At 37.0% G+C, this 18169-nt stretch carries 15 protein-coding genes; all 15 read left to right on the forward strand.

The genetic code is table 11. From position 1 onward, the window contains the following. Positions 1–68 precede the first annotated feature (68 nt). The 15 genes from QKW49_RS19915 (at position 69) to QKW49_RS19985 (ending at position 18142) form a co-directional block, all read left to right on the forward strand. The gene (locus tag QKW49_RS19915; RefSeq protein WP_282864387.1) at positions 69–1046 is read left to right on the forward strand and encodes a branched-chain amino acid ABC transporter permease; all 978 of its coding nucleotides are present in this window, start codon (positions 69–71) and stop codon (positions 1044–1046) included. Continuing rightward, positions 1034–1801, forward strand: a complete 768-nt coding sequence (locus tag QKW49_RS19920; RefSeq protein ID WP_349239047.1) for an ABC transporter ATP-binding protein — start codon at positions 1034–1036, stop codon at positions 1799–1801. Before QKW49_RS19915 ends, QKW49_RS19920 begins: the two co-directional genes overlap by 13 nt. 27 nt (positions 1802–1828) lie before the next feature. Beyond that, positions 1829–2539, forward strand: coding sequence for an ABC transporter ATP-binding protein (locus tag QKW49_RS19925; RefSeq protein ID WP_282864388.1), 711 nt, complete (start codon positions 1829–1831; stop codon positions 2537–2539). Between the two features lie 87 nt (positions 2540–2626). Continuing rightward, positions 2627–3607, forward strand: coding sequence for a LacI family DNA-binding transcriptional regulator (locus QKW49_RS19930; RefSeq protein WP_282864389.1), 981 nt, complete (start codon positions 2627–2629; stop codon positions 3605–3607). 346 nt (positions 3608–3953) lie between these two features. Beyond that, positions 3954–5057 (forward strand): iron-containing alcohol dehydrogenase family protein, encoded by a 1104-nt coding sequence (locus QKW49_RS19935; protein WP_282864390.1) that lies wholly within the window; start codon positions 3954–3956, stop codon positions 5055–5057. Positions 5058–5291: 234 nt separating this feature from the next. Further along, on the forward strand, positions 5292–6206 hold the full coding sequence (gene rbsK, locus QKW49_RS19940) for a ribokinase (RefSeq protein WP_282864391.1): 915 nt from the start codon (positions 5292–5294) through the stop codon (positions 6204–6206). Between the two features lie 260 nt (positions 6207–6466). After that, positions 6467–7822, forward strand: a complete 1356-nt coding sequence (locus QKW49_RS19945; RefSeq protein WP_282863409.1) for an IS4 family transposase — start codon at positions 6467–6469, stop codon at positions 7820–7822. 158 nt (positions 7823–7980) lie between these two features. Next, a complete protein-coding gene (locus QKW49_RS19950) occupies positions 7981–9159 on the forward strand; it encodes a DUF362 domain-containing protein (protein ID WP_282864392.1) in 1179 nt (392 codons plus the stop codon). 124 nt (positions 9160–9283) lie between these two features. Next, positions 9284–9592: a hypothetical protein gene (locus QKW49_RS19955; RefSeq protein ID WP_282864393.1), complete on the forward strand. Its 309-nt coding sequence runs from the start codon at positions 9284–9286 to the stop codon at positions 9590–9592. 322 nt (positions 9593–9914) lie between these two features. Further along, positions 9915–10748: an MBL fold metallo-hydrolase gene (locus QKW49_RS19960; protein WP_282864394.1), complete on the forward strand. Its 834-nt coding sequence runs from the start codon at positions 9915–9917 to the stop codon at positions 10746–10748. Between the two features lie 92 nt (positions 10749–10840). Beyond that, on the forward strand, positions 10841–12001 hold the full coding sequence (locus tag QKW49_RS19965) for a sugar diacid recognition domain-containing protein (RefSeq protein WP_282864395.1): 1161 nt from the start codon (positions 10841–10843) through the stop codon (positions 11999–12001). Positions 12002–12051: 50 nt separating this feature from the next. Then, positions 12052–13401, forward strand: a complete 1350-nt coding sequence (locus QKW49_RS19970; protein WP_282864396.1) for a GntP family permease — start codon at positions 12052–12054, stop codon at positions 13399–13401. A 424-nt stretch (positions 13402–13825) separates the two neighbouring features. Then, positions 13826–14851, forward strand: a complete 1026-nt coding sequence (locus QKW49_RS19975; protein ID WP_282864397.1) for a sugar ABC transporter substrate-binding protein — start codon at positions 13826–13828, stop codon at positions 14849–14851. Between the two features lie 163 nt (positions 14852–15014). Beyond that, positions 15015–15656 carry a class II aldolase/adducin family protein gene (locus QKW49_RS19980; protein ID WP_282864398.1) on the forward strand — a complete coding sequence of 214 codons (642 nt, stop codon included), beginning with the start codon at positions 15015–15017 and terminating at the stop codon, positions 15654–15656. Between the two features lie 74 nt (positions 15657–15730). Beyond that, positions 15731–18142 (forward strand): formate C-acetyltransferase/glycerol dehydratase family glycyl radical enzyme, encoded by a 2412-nt coding sequence (locus tag QKW49_RS19985; protein WP_282864399.1) that lies wholly within the window; start codon positions 15731–15733, stop codon positions 18140–18142. The last annotated feature ends 27 nt before the right edge of the window (positions 18143–18169 follow it).

Here is an 18169-nt window from a genome sequence, read left to right on the forward strand (position 1 = left end):
TACTCTGCAACATTCATTCGGAATGTAGATGATAAATTCCTTATTATCTTTTATAGGGGTGTGACGCAATGAAAAAGTCCAAAAACTATCTTGTGATGTACATAGTGTTCGGAATATTACTGCTTCTAATTCCGTTATTTGTAAAAAACAGTTACTATCGTATGCTCTTTGATCAGACGCTTATTAATATAATGGTGGTTCTCGGGTTGAACTTCATTACCGGTCTTACCGGGCAAACTAATCTTGGTATGGCAGGGATATTTGCAGCAGGTGCTTATACATCTGCTCTATTTACTACCAAGCTGCACTTCTCACCGTGGATTGGTTTAATCCTTGCTATTATGATGGGACTTATTGTCGGCATTGTTTTAGGATGGCCAAGTTTAAGAATCAAAGGGATTTACCTTGCACTTACTACCATTGGCTTTGCGGAAATTGTAAGATTGCTTTTAACAAATTTGGCAGGAATTACAGGAGGTACTCAGGGTGTAATGAGTATTCCGCCATATAATCTTTTTGGAATAAAGATAGATAATGAAAGAGCTTATTACTATCTATTGCTTGGTATTCTAATCATGTTAATCATGCTTTCGCTAAGAATAATCAATTCAAAATGGGGAAGAGCTTTTAAAGCCATACGGGATAATGACGAGGCTGTTGAAGCATGTGGTATCAATATCGCTGAAATAAAAATCATTGCTTTTTGTTTATCTACTGTATATGCTTGCATCGCGGGAGCACTATATGCACATTTAATGGGTTATATCAATCCATCTGATTTTAACATTGATTTGTCAGTTAAGTATTTAATGATGCTTATGTTAGGCGGAATAGGGTCTGTACCAGGCAGCATTATAGGAGGAATTGTTGTCACAACGCTGCCCGAATATCTGCGTTTCTTAAAAGATTATTATTGGTTAATATTTAGTGTAATTGTATTGATCATTGTAATAACCTTGCCTCATGGATTAGTATCAATCTTTAAAAATCCTTTCAAGCAAAAGAAAGGAAATGCGAAGGGAGGTCAACAATCTTGCCAGCTATAATGCAATTGGAAAATGTGACTAAAAAGTTTGGTGGTTTAACTGCTGTAGATCACCTTTCAATGAAGATTGAAGAAAAAAGTATACACGCGCTGATCGGTCCCAATGGCTCGGGAAAAACAACTTCACTAAACATGATTGCCGGAGTATTGAAGGCAACAGAAGGAGCGATTAGTTTTAATAATGAGGTAATCAGCGCCTTGCCAACATTTAAAATAGCTCAAAAAGGAATAGGGAGGACATTTCAGAATATAAAACTGTATAGTTCCATGACAGTGCTTGAAAATGTTATGGTGGGAGGTCATAGCAAAGGGAATTTAGGATTCCAAAGCTTTTTGCTTAATATTCCTGCAGCTAGGAAGGAAGAGCGATTTTTAAGAGAAAAGGCAGAAGAACTTTTGTTTTTTTTGGGTATGTACCATTTGAAGGATGAGCTAGTAAAAAATCTGCCCTATGGACGTCAAAAGGTACTTGAAATTGGAAGAACACTTATGGGAGATCCCAGTTTGATTTTATTAGATGAGCCGGCTGCAGGATTGAATCCATCTGAAAGGCTGGAGGTAGTATCGATACTGGTGAAGTTGTATAAGCAAGGAAAAACTCTATTATTAATCGAGCACAATATGGATGTTGTCATGTCCATCAGCCACAAAGTGACGGTGCTGAATTTCGGAGCTAAGATTGCAGAAGGCTCACCAATGGAAATACAGAATAACGAAGAGGTTATCAAGGCTTATCTGGGAAGTAAAAGAAAATAAAATAAATGGTTTGTGGTGGTGATATAAATGCTGGAAATTAAAAATATCAATGTTTTTTACGGGAAGGTTCAGGCACTTTTTAATGTATCACTGGAAGTAAAAGAGAATCAAATAGTATCTATTATCGGTTCAAATGGTGCAGGAAAAACCACGTTGATGAGCACGATTGTCGGACTTAACAAACCGGCTGGCGGAGAGATAAAGTTTATGGAAGAGACTATAAATAATCAACCCACTCATAAAATTATAAAGAAAGGAATCATCTATGTTCCCGAAGGAAGAAGAATATTTTATGATCTGACAGTAGCGGAAAATATTGAAATGGGCGGGTATTCCAGGAAGATGAGTCCAAAGCGGTATGCAGAAGAAGCAGAAAGTGTTTTGGCGATATTTCCCAGGTTGAAAGAGCGTTTGAATCAATTGGGAGGTACGTTAAGCGGAGGAGAGCAACAAATGCTTGCCATTGCACGAGGATTAATGGGAAATCCCAAACTACTTATGCTTGATGAACCTTCTCTAGGGTTAGCACCGGTAATCGTAGATGAAGTGTTTGATGTCATTGTGAATATAAATAAAATAAAGAAAATACCTATTATTCTAGTTGAACAAAATGCGAGTATGGCAATGAATATCACATCAATGACTTATGTGCTGGAAGTAGGCAATGTAAAATATCAAGGTCCAAGCAGTGAATTGGCTGAAAGTCCCGAAATAAAGAAGGCATATTTAGGGGTATAAAAGAATAGTATATATTTTATTATTCTCTTGAAGAATTTTCTAATTTCGCATACAATAAATTTAAAATGTTTCCGGAGAGGTAAGGAAATGGCAACAATCAGAGATATTGCTAAGAAGGCTAATGTGGCGGTTAGTACCGTTTCTTATGTGCTAAATAATAGAAAGAAAGTTAAACCTGAAACAAAAGAAAGAATCATGCAGGTGATTGAAGAACTTAATTACCAGCCTAGATCTGTTGCACGGAGTTTAAAAACCAAAAAGACTTTGACGATAGGAATTATGCTGCCGGATATTTGTAATTTATTCTTTACTGAGACAACCCGAGGGATCGAAGATGTGGCGAACAAATATGGTTATAATGTTATATTATGCAATACGGATAAAGATTCCAAAAAGGAAAAGGAGTATCTCAATACCTTATATAGCAAAGATATTGATGGGATCATCTTTATAGGAACATGCCGTAACCATCATATTATAAAGAATAAACAAGATACTCCTATTGTATTTATTAATAGCAAGGTTGGGGACAATATATGCTCTGTTTTAGTAGATGATATTAAGGGAGGATATACTGCTACGAAGTATTTGTTAGAAAGAAGAAAATCAGAAGTAACGCTGCTGACCGGTCCATTATCCAGGAGTTCATTTTTTGAAAGAATGACAGGATATTTAAATGCATTGAAATCTGAAGGAATTGAATACAATGAATTATTGGTGCATCAGTGTGACGTGAGTTTTCAGGGGGGATATGATATTATTCGCACGATTTATGATGAAGGCAGCGGAATAAAGTCCATATTTGCTGCAAGTGATGTAATTGCACTAGGAGCAGTAAGAGCTTTAATTGAAAAAGGAGTCAGAGTTCCGGAGGATGTATCGGTAGTTGGATATGATGATATAAGTATCGCAGGGATGTTTATTCCGTCTTTAACCACTATTCATCAGCCAAAGTATTGGATGGGGGAAAAGGCTGCTGAGTTATTGATAAAAAGGATAGAAGATAGATCTTTAAAAAGTGAGCATATAGTACTGGAACCGAAATTAATTGTTAGAGAGTCCACATGAAATGTTCCATTAAAAAGTCTAAAACTAGTCATAATTATCATATAGATAGTTAATTGTAAAGTTAGAAATATTCTTACCGGAATGCCACATGGGGACAGTTCCTCAGTAGCATGAAAATCATATGCCACAGACGAACCGTCCCCAAGTAGCATTCCTACTTCCGTGTCCCAATTTTTACTTTTAGAGTTTTTTATCTATATAAGAGTTCAAAGAGGTAATCAAAAAAATTCGCATACTTAAACTTTATTTGCCTAATAGGCGAAACGGTTCGATTATTAAACTAAACAGTAATTAGAGTTTTATTATGGTAGCCTCTCAAAATCAGAAAAGGAGTGTTGGATAATATATGAAGAATATTGACCCGAATGTAGACTATTTATTAACTGCTCCTACACAGTACATCAGCAGGAATAATGTACTGGATGGCTGTGGGCGATTTATTCTAAAATGGGGAAAAAGGGTGTTGGTAAGCAGCGGTGCTAGAGCATTAAAGGCGGTGGAAAATAAGCTGTTCGCTGCTCTGGATGAAGCCGGTATAAAGTGGGAGATAAATCATTTTTCTGGAGAATGTTGTGATGAAAATATATCTATCGTTACTGAAAAAGTGCAGAAAATGAATTTCGATGCAATTATAGGAGTTGGGGGAGGAAAATCATTGGATACTGCCAAAAGGGCAGCAGAAATCTGCGGTGTCCCGATTGTTTGTATACCTACCATTGCTGCAACATGCGCTGCCGCGTCGGTATTAAGTGTAATATATACTCAGGAAGGTGTACATAAGAAAGACCATTACCTTGAAAGAAATCCAAACCTTGTTTTGGTAGATCCTCAGATTATTGCAAATGCTCCTGTTGAATATCTTGAATCAGGCATTCTTGATTCCATTTCAAAATGGTATGAAGGGAATGCTGCCTTCGGAGGTATCCGGAATCCGGATATCTTTGCATCATCAGCTGTCAGATTAGCTTTGCTTTTAAATGAGTTAATGGAAAAACACGCGATAGATGCGGTACAAGCCGTAAAGAATAATCAGGCAGCAGATTCGGTTGTTATTGTAGCCGACTTGAATATCTATCTAGCCGCTGTTATTCAAAGCATCGGTAAAAAAACAAGGGGTGCAGTTGCGCATGGTCTTCACGCAGGTTTGTCCATTATTCCTGAGAGTCATGATGTATTACATGGGTTTAAAATCGGTTACGGTATTATTGTTCAACTTATCATGGAGAAAACTCCGATAGAAGAAATAAAGCGCATTGTTAACTTTTTTAGACAATTGGATCTTGAGCCGTCCTTTAAAGGACTAAAGCTCCCTTTTGCCCCTAGAGTGATTCAAGAAGTGGCGGAAAAGTCGATATTAAGTGATCCGATGCAAAACATGCCATTTAAGGTTACTGCTGAAGATGTGGTACTGGCAATGGAGAAAGCAGAAGCAATGATTGAAAAATTATAGTTAAGATTCAAAATTACTGAGATTTAAAATATTGCTTTAGATTTCAGTCTTGAACATTCAGTTCTCAGGTATAATATAAACATGAATGATTATAGATAAAAAACCTTAAAGTTTGAAATAATCTTACCGGAATGCCACATGGGGGCGGTTCCTCAGTGGTATTCCTACTTCCGTGTACCAATTTATAATTTTAGAGTTTTTTATCTATATATTTTTGGAAGGAGGGTTAATAGAATGTCTAAAAGGATTATTGTAGCAGGCAGTCTTAATATGGACTTGGTAGTTCACACCCCAAAGGTACCGGCGCTGGGAGAAACTGTTTTGGGAACTGAATTTATGACCGCACCGGGAGGCAAGGGCGCAAATCAAGCAGTAGCGGCTGCTAGATTAGGTGGAGACGTGAAGATGATTGGGTGTGTTGGCGATGATATCTTCGGTAAGGATTTAATCGGTAATCTTCTTGCAAATAATATTAATGTTGAGGATCTTAATGTCATTGAGGGCGTTTCGACAGGGATTGCAGTGATTACTATTAAAGACGGGAATAATTCCATCATCGTTTCGCCAGGTGCGAATTCAAAACTGTCGGTAGAAATGCTCAGTGATCTGGAAGAAGTGATTAAAGAAAGTTCAATACTTGTAGTGCAGTTTGAAATACCATTGGGAACCGTATGCAAAGCAATAGAAATAGCCAAAAAGCATCATGTGCCGGTCTTGGTTAATCCTGCGCCAGCTGTAAAATTAAGTGATGAATTCCTTTCAAATATAGATATTATAACACCTAACGAGAGTGAGTGCGAGATAATCACCGGATTAACAGTAGATAGTATAGAGCATGCAAAAGCGGCCATTCCGTATTTTATTCATAAAGGAGTAAAACAGGTAGTGATTACACTTGGGAGTAAAGGTGTTGTTTATAATAAAGGTGGTGAAATCATTCATAAGCCGGTACCGGAGGTTAAAGTGATAGACACAACAGCAGCAGGAGACTCTTTTACCGGAGCTTTGGCTTATGCACTTTGCGAAGGAGAGGATATTGATTCTGCAATTGACCTAGCTAACATTGTAGGTACGCTGACTGTAATGAAAAAAGGGGCGCAGACTTCATTACCATATATGAGTGATATTGTTGATTTTAGAAATAAGTGATTATGAAATTTTATTTTTCTGCTGCTATATTAAATGCATTAAAGATTTTACATGGAATATATTGCTTTAGTGAGGAGTGGGGAGTGAGGAGAGCGTAAAGACTCCCCACTCCTCACTAAATGATTGCTGATGTAAATTCTTTATCGTAATTTCATACGCGTTAAGCTAAGCCATGTTATGGTAAACCAATAATTACATTTGCAAAAAAGAAAAAAACATGAGAACCTCAAAGTAATAGAGAAATGAAAGGTGAGGTTCCCATGTTTCAAGTTCCCATATCACTAATTATAAGCTTTATTTGCTTTTTAGGAAAGACAAAAATACTGGAAATTTCTAAGGACACAGGGTTTACGGTGCGCCGCTCTAAGCTGCTGCCAGATACTATAGTAAAAGTATTTACATTCGGCTTATGGGACACCCCTAATCCATCCTTACGTCAAACTGCTTCTAAATGCGAAAATATTCAACGCGGACTTAGTATAACACGCGAAGGACTTTTTCAACGTTTGGCTACAAGTGCTTTATTGCTAAAACAAGTATTCCAGTCAGCAGTTGAGTATTCTGCCAAGAGAGCAATAACTGTCCAGAATCTCGATGTGCTCCAAGCTTTTACTGATGTAAAAATATGTGATAGCTCTAAAGTTACTCTTCCGGACAAATTAGCAGATGTCTGGAAAGGTCTTGGTGGCAATAATGCAAAAGCTGCTCTAAAAATCCAGACTATATATAGCCTTAAGTCCAGAACTATCACAAATATGGAGTTGACAAAGGCGCCTGGTCCAGATGCCGGCTATAAAGATGAACTTCTAAAACACATTCATCATGGTGAGCTGTTAATTACTGACTTAGGATATTACAGTAAAGATTTGTTTAGGAAAATAATATCCAAAGGTGCATATTTTCTTAGCCGAATTAAATCAAATACTGTTTTTCAAATACAAAATTCTGACACTAAATCTTTTAAAGCCTTAGACCTTTTAAGTGTTTTAAAAAACAGCTCCAGTGTTGATATAGATGTATACTTTGGCACCAAGTATTCTAAATTACTACAATGTCGGCTGATTGGTGTACGTTTACCTGATGAAGTCGCTAATGAACGTAGGCGCAAAGCAAATAAAAAAGCAAAGTCACAAGGCAAAACACTGAGTGACTATGACTTAGAGTTATTAGGATGGAACCTTCTAATTACTAACGCCCCAGCACATATGCTTACTCCAAAGGCAGCCTGTGAATTGTACAGAGCTAGATGGCAGATAGAGCTTTTATTTAAGGCTTGCAAAAGCTATCTAAACCTTGGCAAAGTAGGCAACTGTGGTAAAGAGCAATTAGAGTGTCTTCTATATGGAAGGTTAATTGCCATTATACTAATTTTCACAGTCTACTCAGCACTGTATGCCCTCATGTACCAACAAAAAAACAGATGCATTAGTATGATGTCGTTTATCAAACTAATTGCGACAAAGGTGGAAAAAATATTTTCAAGCCTTTATGCAACCACTGAAGCAATATCGGAACTGCGACTGATTCTTAAAAGAGCGGCCGAACAAAGCTTACATGATAAACGTAATCGCAAAACCACGGTTGAGCGATTGCAGGAACACTATTTGCTCAATTAAATTGGTAAAAAATAGCTTAACTTAACGCGTATGATCGTAATTTATATAGAATAATTTGTCGTTATCAATCCTAATATGATAAAATAGTATTTATTGAATACTTAAAAATTGGAACAATAAAACCCTTTAACATCCGACCAACAGGAGGCGACCATGTAATGCATCTTAAACAATCTAAAGTATCTATAGTGAAGTGCCGGGAATACCACGAATTTAAAAAAGTAAAAGAAGCGGTACGTCAGGTAGTGGACCTTATCGGGGGCATGGAGTCCGTGATCTCCCCCGGAGATCATATCTTAATTAAACCCAATTTAATATGTGCTGCCGATTATGCCACTGGAGCGACAACAAATCCAAATGTTGTTTTTGCGATAGCGGAATTGTGCAGGGAAGTTGGAGCAAAACAGGTCACCATCGCTGAAGGCTCGGCGATTGGCCATGATACCGAAAAGGTATTTGATGCCTTAGGGTTCAGAAAATTAGCTCAAAAGCATAACTGTAATCTTTTAAATTTCCATAAGGATGAATATGCATATGTCATGAATCCGTTAGGCAGGCAGATCAAGCGTATAAGGATTCCACGCGCTTTTATAGAAAGCAATGTAGTCATTAACGTACCTGTTATGAAAACACATGATGCGCTAGCCGTAACTTTAGGCCTTAAAAATATGAAAGGCATCATCCATCCATCCGATAAAAAACGGTTCCACAAATGGGGACTTTCACAGACCGTAGTGGACTTAGGACATCTTGCTATGCCTGAGTTGACAATTGTGGACGGGACAGTCGCTTTGGAAGGGATGGGACCTGTGGTCGGAAAGCCTGTGGGTTTAGGGATGCTGTTGGCTTCTACCGATACCATTGCAGTGGACCGGGTGAGTATGGACATTATGGGATTCGGATTGGAAGAAGTCGAGTATATCCAGCTTGCAGGAGAACAAGGTCTTGGATGTACACAAATGGATAAAATCAAGGTGCTAGGTGAAGAGCTGTCAAATATAAAAAGGCCCTTTCAACGATTGAGCCTGGATGAAAAGCTGCTTGAAGAAATGGGTATAAAGGTTATTGCATGTGATGCTTGCAGCGGATGTAACAATGTGGTAAATGCATATATACATGGTTTGCATGTAAAAGGAAAGCTGGAAAAGTTAAAGGGTTGTACATTGATTTATGGCCAAAATCCCCATATGCCTGATGAGGATGCACAAAGAATTATTCGCTTGGGCACTTGTACACGGAATGTACCGATGAATGAGGGTGTTTATGTTCCCGGTTGTCCTCCGCATCCTATGCATATAAGTGATTTTATAGATGGAAAGGGTTTGGAGAAAGAATAAAGTGTGACTGGTACAAAATTTTAAAATAAATTTGTTGTAAATTTATTAAATGTTGTGTGGGTATATTGGTCTTCAATAAAAGCATACTATATATAATGCTTAATGAAGAAAAGGTGAGTACGATTTGAATCAGTTAACGCAATTAGAATGCCCTAAATGTAAAAATAAGGATTTTATTGCAAAATATGAAGCTACCTATGTGTATTCATATCATATAGATACTGATGTTCTCGGACATAAGAATGTTGAGGAGTTTCTTCCGTTTTTATTCGATAATCGTGAGCAGACGGAAGCAAAAGAATATGTGCAATGCTGTACTTGTGGAGTGCAATATCCTTGTACTTTTAGTGAAGGAAATAAGGGGATTGATTTTACAATCCTTCAAAAGGCCGTTCGTTCAAATCATGTTATAATGCCGGAATTTTTTGGATAGTTATGTATATTTGGCTATTAAAAAAGCTAAATGCATTTATTTGCATTTAGCTTTTTTATGTTTGGGAGGATTCTTGTAGTACTATTGGTTAGCACAAAATTTAAAAACTAATTTGTTGTAAATTTGTACAAATGAATGATGAAAATGTTTGCTGATATGTATATAATCTAGTTAATAGAATAATTGATTTTACATAAAGACAAACTATTAATAATTCTTTGTCGCTTCAAGTAATCTGCAAATCTGCTGTTATATCCTGCAAGCAATATAGGTTATTATAAATATTCGTTAAGAAATATATATTAAGAAAGAAGGAATTTAAATGTCCATTCATATTACTACATTAGTTGAAAATTCAAAAGGAGAAAATCTTTCTTTGCAGAATCAACATGGAATATCTTTTTATATACAATCAGGAAAATACAACATATTATTTGATACGGGCCAAGATAATATGTTTATTCAAAATGCAAATAAATTAAATGTGGATTTATCTAAAACAACACATGTCGTTTTAAGTCATGCTCATTATGATCACACTGGAGGTCTCAAAGATTTTATAAATGAGTTCGGCACTTCATTTGAGTTAATTGTCAATGAAGATTTTTTTTATAAGAAGTTCGCGCAAAAAGATGGGGCATTACAATTCATAGGAAATGATTTTGATGAAGAATACTTGCACCAGCGTGGTGTCAGCATTCACTGTACAAATAAGGATATTTTTTATATAACTCCGGAAATATTTATTGCAGGCAATTTTGAAAGAATTTCGGAGTTTGAAAGAATTAATCCAAGGTTTTTTATTGATGCGGGCGGCAAATATGTTTCAGATCATTTTAATGATGAAATTATCATTGGTATTCATACTGAAAAAGGAATAGTCGTCTTAGTAGGATGTGCTCATCCGGGTATTGTGAATATCCTATCAACTATTAAAAAAAGAGTGGGAAAACCCATATATGGAATTTTAGGCGGTACTCATCTGATCGAAGCGGACGACAAACAGCTTACGAGTACTTTAGCATACTTTAATGAAATAGATATAAAACTGTTAGGTATTTCGCATTGTACAGGCGATAAGGCAGTAGAGCAATTAAAGCAGCAAAGGAATAAATTTTTTTATAATTGCACAGGTACCAGCATAGTGCTTGAATAGATATACAATTAAATAGTATATGATGATTATTTGATCATATAATGCAACAATAAAGTTATATACCGGTATATTAACCGGATAGGGGGAGTTGCATGAATCTATATGAAATAGCGCAAAAGATTGTAGACGCTACCATGGAAACGATTGATAGCAGAAATGTAAATATTATGGATTGCAATGGTTTTATCATTGCATCCGGAGAGAAAAGCCGTATTAACACATATCATAAGGGAGCCGATGACGTTATAAAATCGGGGAATGTGGTAGATATTTATCCCGAGGATGTGTCAAACTATCCTGGAGCTAAACAAGGCGTTAATATGCCTGTGAAAATTGAAGGAAAAACAATAGGTGTTGTTGGCGTACATGGTCACCCGGATGAAGTACGTATTGTAGCTAAGCTGGTAAAAATGTCAGTGGAGTTGGCACTTGAGCAGCATCTTATTTCAGAGCAGGTTAAGCTTGTTAAAGATTTAAAACAGCAGCTTTTAAGAAAGTTGATTTATGAAGATGCAAAGAAAAATGAGGAAGAAATATTGTGTTTATCCAAAATAGCTGGGATAGATTTGGAAATAAGCAGGTATGCGATAGTATTCGAAATAATCGATGATCGCGCTTTGAATTCTCTACAGTTGTTAAAAGTAATGAATCGGATAGAGCAAACATTAATTGATAATGGGTGCATCGATAAAGAAGATTTTTCCGGACTTGTAAATCAATACTACGTTATATTTAAGAGACAATTAGTCAAGTCACATGATAATGAACATCATCTTCTAAAAAAAATTTGTAATATTATATTAGAGAAATTTCAATATAGAATCAAAATTACAATGGGTAGCTTTTATAGAAGATTTGAAGGTTATAGCAAATCTTTTGAAGAAGCAAAAACATTATTAGACATTGGGAAAGAGTCAATACAGAATATTAATGATTTGAATATTCAAGCGGATTATATGTTGAATAATGTAAATAGCGATATATTGGAACATTTTGTTAAAAAGATTTATGAAACATTGTTAAATCATAATGAAAAAATACAGGGATGGGTAATTGAGACATTGGAAGCAATGTTTAAAAATAATCTTAATATTGCGGATACTGCGAATTTTTTGAATATACATAAAAATACTATGCTTTATCGTATTAAGAAAATTGAAGAAATTACAGGCTTGTCTATAAATACAAACTTTAACCATGCTGTATTGCTTAAATTTTTAATTATATATATCCAACGGCTAAATAAGGTTTAATAATAAGCCTTTTTAGTATATAATATTTAAATTTATAAGGGGGAATTGTTATGGTTAGCGGAACAGGTCTTTTTCTTATTGTTGTGATAGCTATTATAGCTATGATCTTACTAATATCCAAGTGGAAGTGGCACCCGTTCATCGTTTTATTGCTTGCTTCATATTTTGTTGGGTTAACAGCAGGCATACAAGTTGATGAACTGATCAAAACTATTACATCAGGGTTTGGAGGGATTCTGGGAAGCATAGGAATTGTCATTATCGCAGGAACGATTATAGGAACAATCTTAGAAAAAACAGGTGCTGCTCTTACGATGGCAAATTTCATATTAAAGCTGGTTGGGCAGAAGAATACTGTTCTAACAATGAGTTTAACAGGGTATATTGCCAGTATACCGGTATTTTGTGACTCCGGATTCGTAATTCTTTCACCTATCAACCGGGCGCTGGCGGAAAAGTCCAAAATTTCTCTTGCTGTCATGGCAACGGCATTGAGCTCCGGCTTATATGCAACACATTGTTTGGTTCCACCCACACCGGGGCCTATTGCAATGGCTGATACACTTAAAGCAAATCTGGGACTTGTTATTATTGTAGGTTTATTGATTTCCATCCCTGTTATGCTGGCGGGTTATATTTATGCAATGAAAGTAGGCTCCAAATTTGATGTGCCGGCTAAAGCGGATACAACTGTAGAAGAGTTATTAGAGAGATATGGGAAATTACCCGGTCCTGCACAATCTTTTGCACCTATCATACTCCCAATTATCTTGATTGCATTAAAGTCTATTGCAGATTTTCCTTCTCAGCCATTTGGGAATGGATTTGCAAAACAATTTTTTGATTTTATCGGAAACCCGGTTACGGCATTATTATTAGGAATATTTCTTGCTTTAACATTAGTGCCTAAAGTTGAAAAAGATAAACAAAGCAGTTTTAAATGGGTATCTGATGGCATATTAAATGCAGCATCAATTTTAGCGATTACCGGTGCAGGAGGTGCATTAGGTGCAGTGCTTCGAGCTTTACCAATTGCGGATACATTGAGTAATTCGCTATTAAAATATAATATAGGGATATTACTTCCGTTTATTATTGCAATGTTGTTAAAAACCGCTATGGGAGCATCTACCGTAGCGATGATTATCACCTCGGCGATGGTAGCGCCATTAATGGCATCGATGGGGATGACAAGCGAAATGGCAAAAGTCTTAGTAGTTATGGCGATTGGTGCAGGTTCAATGACAGTATCTCATGCAAATGACAGTTATTTCTGGGTTGTATCGCAATTTTCCGATATGAATACGGCAACTGCTTACAAATGTCAGACAGGTGTCACATTAGTACAAGGTATTGTATCGATCGTGATAATATCAGTATTAGCCATGATATTTGCTTAAGAGACAAATCGAAGAATCTGCGGAAAACAATCAATATTTTATAGATAAAAAATCTTAAAATAGCGAAAAAGCTAAATACATTAATAAAGTATTTAGCTTTTTCGTCTTAAAATCAAATGCTGCTTTGGGACAATCCATTTAAAGTTTATCCGAAGAAAATAAAAATCATATTGACATTAAGAGAAGATGGTGATAAAATTATAATGTAAACAGTTACATAAGCTTTTCTTGATTTATTTATATACTTATCGCAAATGCATAAAAAAATCCCGGAAATCGATACTAAATGACATAAAAATATACAATAATATTTGATATTATTTTTTAAAAACAAATGTAACTGTTTACATACTAATACTCTGTGCTATTGGCAATACCTGAAAAGGATATTGTTAATATAAAAAACAAAAGGAGTGTTTAAGTTATGAAAAAGTTTGGAAAGCTGGTTGTGTGTATGTTGTTATTATGTGTATTGATAACAACGATTGGCTGTGGGAAGCAAAACACCCCGCCGCAAGACAATGCAAAACAAGATGCTTCACAGCAAAATGATGCAAAGCAGGGAGAAAAGCAGTTGTTGGTAGGTTTTATTCCGATGACACTCAATAATGAGTACTTCATTACGATGGTGAATGCCGCAAAACAAGAGGCTGACAAGCTGGGGATTAAACTATTGGTTCAAGCAGGGGAGAAACATGGGAGCGCAGAAGAGCAGCTGCAATTAGTTGAAAACATGATTGCAAATAAAGTGAATGCTATTTGTATCGTACCCAGTTCTTCAGAAGGATTGATGACAGCGCTAAAAAAGGCGCAGGATGCAGGGATCCCGGTAATTAATTTGGACACAAAGCTGGATGCAAACCTAGTTGAAAGCAGTGGGTTGAAAACAGTTCCTTTCATCGGAACGAATAACTATGATGGAGCAAAACTTGCGGGAGAGTTTGCTTTAGAGCTTCTTGGGGGAAAGGGGAATGTAGCTATATTAACAGGGATATCCGGTCAGCAAAACGCGGCAGACAGGAGAAATGGCTTTTACGATGTAGTTGAGGGTAAATTCAATGTAGTAGCAGAACAAAGTGCAGATTGGGAAGTAGAAAAAGGGTATAATGTAACACAGAATATTTTGCAAGCCAACAAAGATATTGATCTGATCTTTGCAAGTAACGACGGTATGGCGCTTGGAGCAATCAGAGCAGTGAAAGATACCGGCAAAGACATAAAGGTTATCGGTTTTGATGCAATAAACGAAGCATTGAATAGAATAGCACAGGATGAAATGTTGGGAACGGTAGCGCAATTCCCGGCAAAAATGGGTATTGAGGGTGTCAAAGCGGCTAAAACACTTGCGGAAGGCGGAGAAGTTCCGGAAGTAACTTGGAGTGGTGCTGAACTGATTACTAAAGATAAAGTGGAAGATTTCCAAAAGTATCTTGCACAGTATAAAGATTAATAAAAATATGCGCTTTCTGCAGTGGTTTTTCGTGCTGCAGAAAGCGCGAGAGAAAAAATAAAACGTATAATTGTATTTTATCATATCGGAAGTTTAGTGTAAATTGTTTTCCGAGACTTATGACAATAGACAAAAATAAAGCATTGGCAAAGGAGTACAAGACATGGATAAGTTTAAGCAAATAGTCATTGATGCAGGTAATGAATTGGTGAAAAGAAGCCTGACAGTTGGAACCTGGGGGAATATAAGTGTACGTGATTCTCAAAGTGGGTATATTTTTATAACGCCTAGCGGCATGAATTATGATACATGTGAATGTTCTGATATTGTTGTGTTCGATAAAGATGGAAATCATGTGCAAGGAACCCGGAGACCTTCTATAGAGAAAGATCTTCATATATTCATATACCAAAAGCGTCCCGACGTAAACGCAGTCGTGCATACACACCCTATGTATTCAACCGTATTCGCTGTCACCGGACAGGGGATACCTGCAGTAACTGAAGAATTTGCACAAATTATAGGAAACAAAATATTATGTGCAGAATATGCTTTGCCCGGCACTATTGAATTAGCTAAGAATACTGTAGAAGCACTTGGCGAAAAAAGCGCTGTTTTGTTAACCAGCCATGGCGCGGTAAGTGTAGGGGAATCTATTGAAATGGCATTTAAGGTTAGTGATGTACTTGAAAAAGCTGCGCAGATCCTTATTATGAGCAAGAGCATCGGTGTGGCAAGAGTTATTCCTGATGATGAAGTGAAAATAATGCAGGATTTTGTAGCCAACCAATATGGGCAGAAATAGTCAATATAAAAATATAGGTATGCTAAAAATGTGCCGGATAGTCGAAATGCATCCGGCAAAGGAGGGAACTCATTGTGAATAGTCGAATCAGTAATCTTAGAGAAAAACTGTTTTCGGTTCAGCCTCAAATATGCCCGGAAAGGGCACGCTATTTTACAGAATCTATGAAAAATACAGAAGGTGAACATATAGCAGTAAGACGCGCAAAGGCTTTTGCGCATGTTTTGGAAAATATGTCTTTATATATGTCGGATGGGGAGCTTATCGTAGGTAATCAAGCCGGCAGCCCAAAAGCTTCCCCCGTTTACCCGGAATACTCAACCGAATGGCTCAAACAGGAGTTTAATGGGAGCCCTTATCATCTCCATGAGCGGCCGGGAGATAAGTTTTATTATACCGATGAAACAAAGAATGAAATCATGGACATTTTATCTTACTGGAACGGCAAAAGTTTGTTTGAAACGTTTAGGGAAATACTGCCGGAAGACTGTAAACAGGCTTGGGATATAGGTGTTATTGATGATACTTGGGTATCTTCAGCCGGTTTAGGAAATGTCATTGTTGATTATGGTTTAGTGCTTACAAAAGGACTGAACGGTGTCATTAAAAAAGCTGAGGATCGTATGGCCGGACTTGATTTGACCATGCCGGGAGAGATCAATAAATATTGGTTTCTTCAATCTGTCATTATTGCAAACAAAGCTATTATCCGATTTGCAAATAGATTTGCCGGTAAATGTGAACAAATGGCTAAAAATGAAAAAGATGAGGCAAAAAAGAAGGAATTGCTTGCTATAGCTGAAAACTGTAGAACTGTCCCTGCAAATCCTGTAAAGAATTTTTGGCAGGCTGTTCAATCGGTATGGTTTGTTTTGCTTATGCTGCATATTGAAACAAATGGACATGCGATTTCTTTAGGGCGGTTTGATCAGTATCTGTATCCTTTTTATAAAAAAGACTTGGAAGCAGATATCATTACTAAAGAAAAAGGACTGGAATTAATCGAAGCTTTTTTTATCAAAGCAAATGAACTTAATAAATTACGCTCATGGCCTGATACGGAATTTTTCCTTGGATACCAGATGTTTATCAATTTAGCTGTAGGAGGTCAAACCTTAGAAGGCAAGGATGCGGTAAATGATGTATCGCACCTGGTTCTTGAAGCCTGCTCAAACCTCAAGCTTGTAACACCATCTGTTTCTATTAAATGCTTTGAAGGAACGGATGATAAGTTTCTTGAAGCCGCATTGATTGCATTACAGGAACATAAAGGAGGCCAACCTGCATTCTATAACGATAAAGCATTTATGCGTATTTTGAAGAATATGGGGATTAAAGACGAGGACCTCCATAATTGGGCACCGGACGGATGTATTGAAGCATCAATCCCCGGGAAATGGGATTTTGCAGCCAAGGGTCCTTGGTTAAATATTGCAAAGATATTGGAATTGACAATAAACAATGGGAAAGACCCTAAAACAGGAATAGCCCTTTTAAAGGGAGATGGTAATTTAACTGATTTCAGCAGTACGCAAGAAGTAATGGAAGCATTTAAAAAGCAGCTGCATTACTATATGGAACGGCAGGTGATTACCGAGCATATCAATGATGAACTGCATAAAAAGATGGACATCAATGCATTCCGCTCTTCTCTTATCGAAGATTGTATCGAGAGAGGTATGTCTCTTATAGAAGGAGGCTCGGTTTATTCGGCGGATGGCGGCCCTACTGCCGGACAGGTTACAGCAGGGGATTCCTTAGCTGCAGTTGAATATGCCGTATTTAAAGAAAAGATATTAACGTCTGAGCAGCTCATGCACGCGCTGGAGACAAATTTTGAAGATCAGACAACGTCGCCGACAGGAGAAGAGATAAAACAAATTTTAACCAACCGTGCACCGAAATACGGAAACGATAATGATGAAGCAGATAAATGGGTCTATGAGATATTGCAATATATCGGTTCCACTTATCAATCCGATTTTAAAAACTCGCGGTATGGAAAAGGTCCGATTCCTGCCTGCTATGCGATAAGTCAAAGCCCGGTTACAGGGAATATTGCATTTGGTTCTTTTGTAGGTGCGACACCTAACGGACGAAAGGCCGGAGAACCGGTTAACAATGGGATTTCTCCCAGTAATGGAGCTGAAAAAACAGGACCGACTGCTGCGGTAAATTCTGTTGCTAAGATGCCGAGTATATGGTTTCAAAAAGGAGCAATCTTTAACATGAGGCTTTCAAAAGATACGTTAACGACTTCTGAAGGCAGAATACGGGCTATAAGTTTGATTAAGGTATTGTTTGAAAAGTATGGGTTGCATGTGCAGTTTAATGTAATTGATAATGATGTTTTGGAAGATGCAAAGAAGCATCCTGAAAAATATCCGGATTTAATGGTGCGTATCTCCGGGTATAGTACACTGTTTGTACCTTTAGATCCTAAAGCCCAGGATGATCTGATACAGCGGGTTAAATTTGAATTGTGACGTATAAAAAGCTTATGGGAGATTTAT

Origin of the sequence: Petroclostridium sp. X23 (genome assembly GCF_030013905.1) — a bacterium.
Taxonomy (GTDB): Bacteria; Bacillota; Clostridia; order SK-Y3; family SK-Y3; genus X23.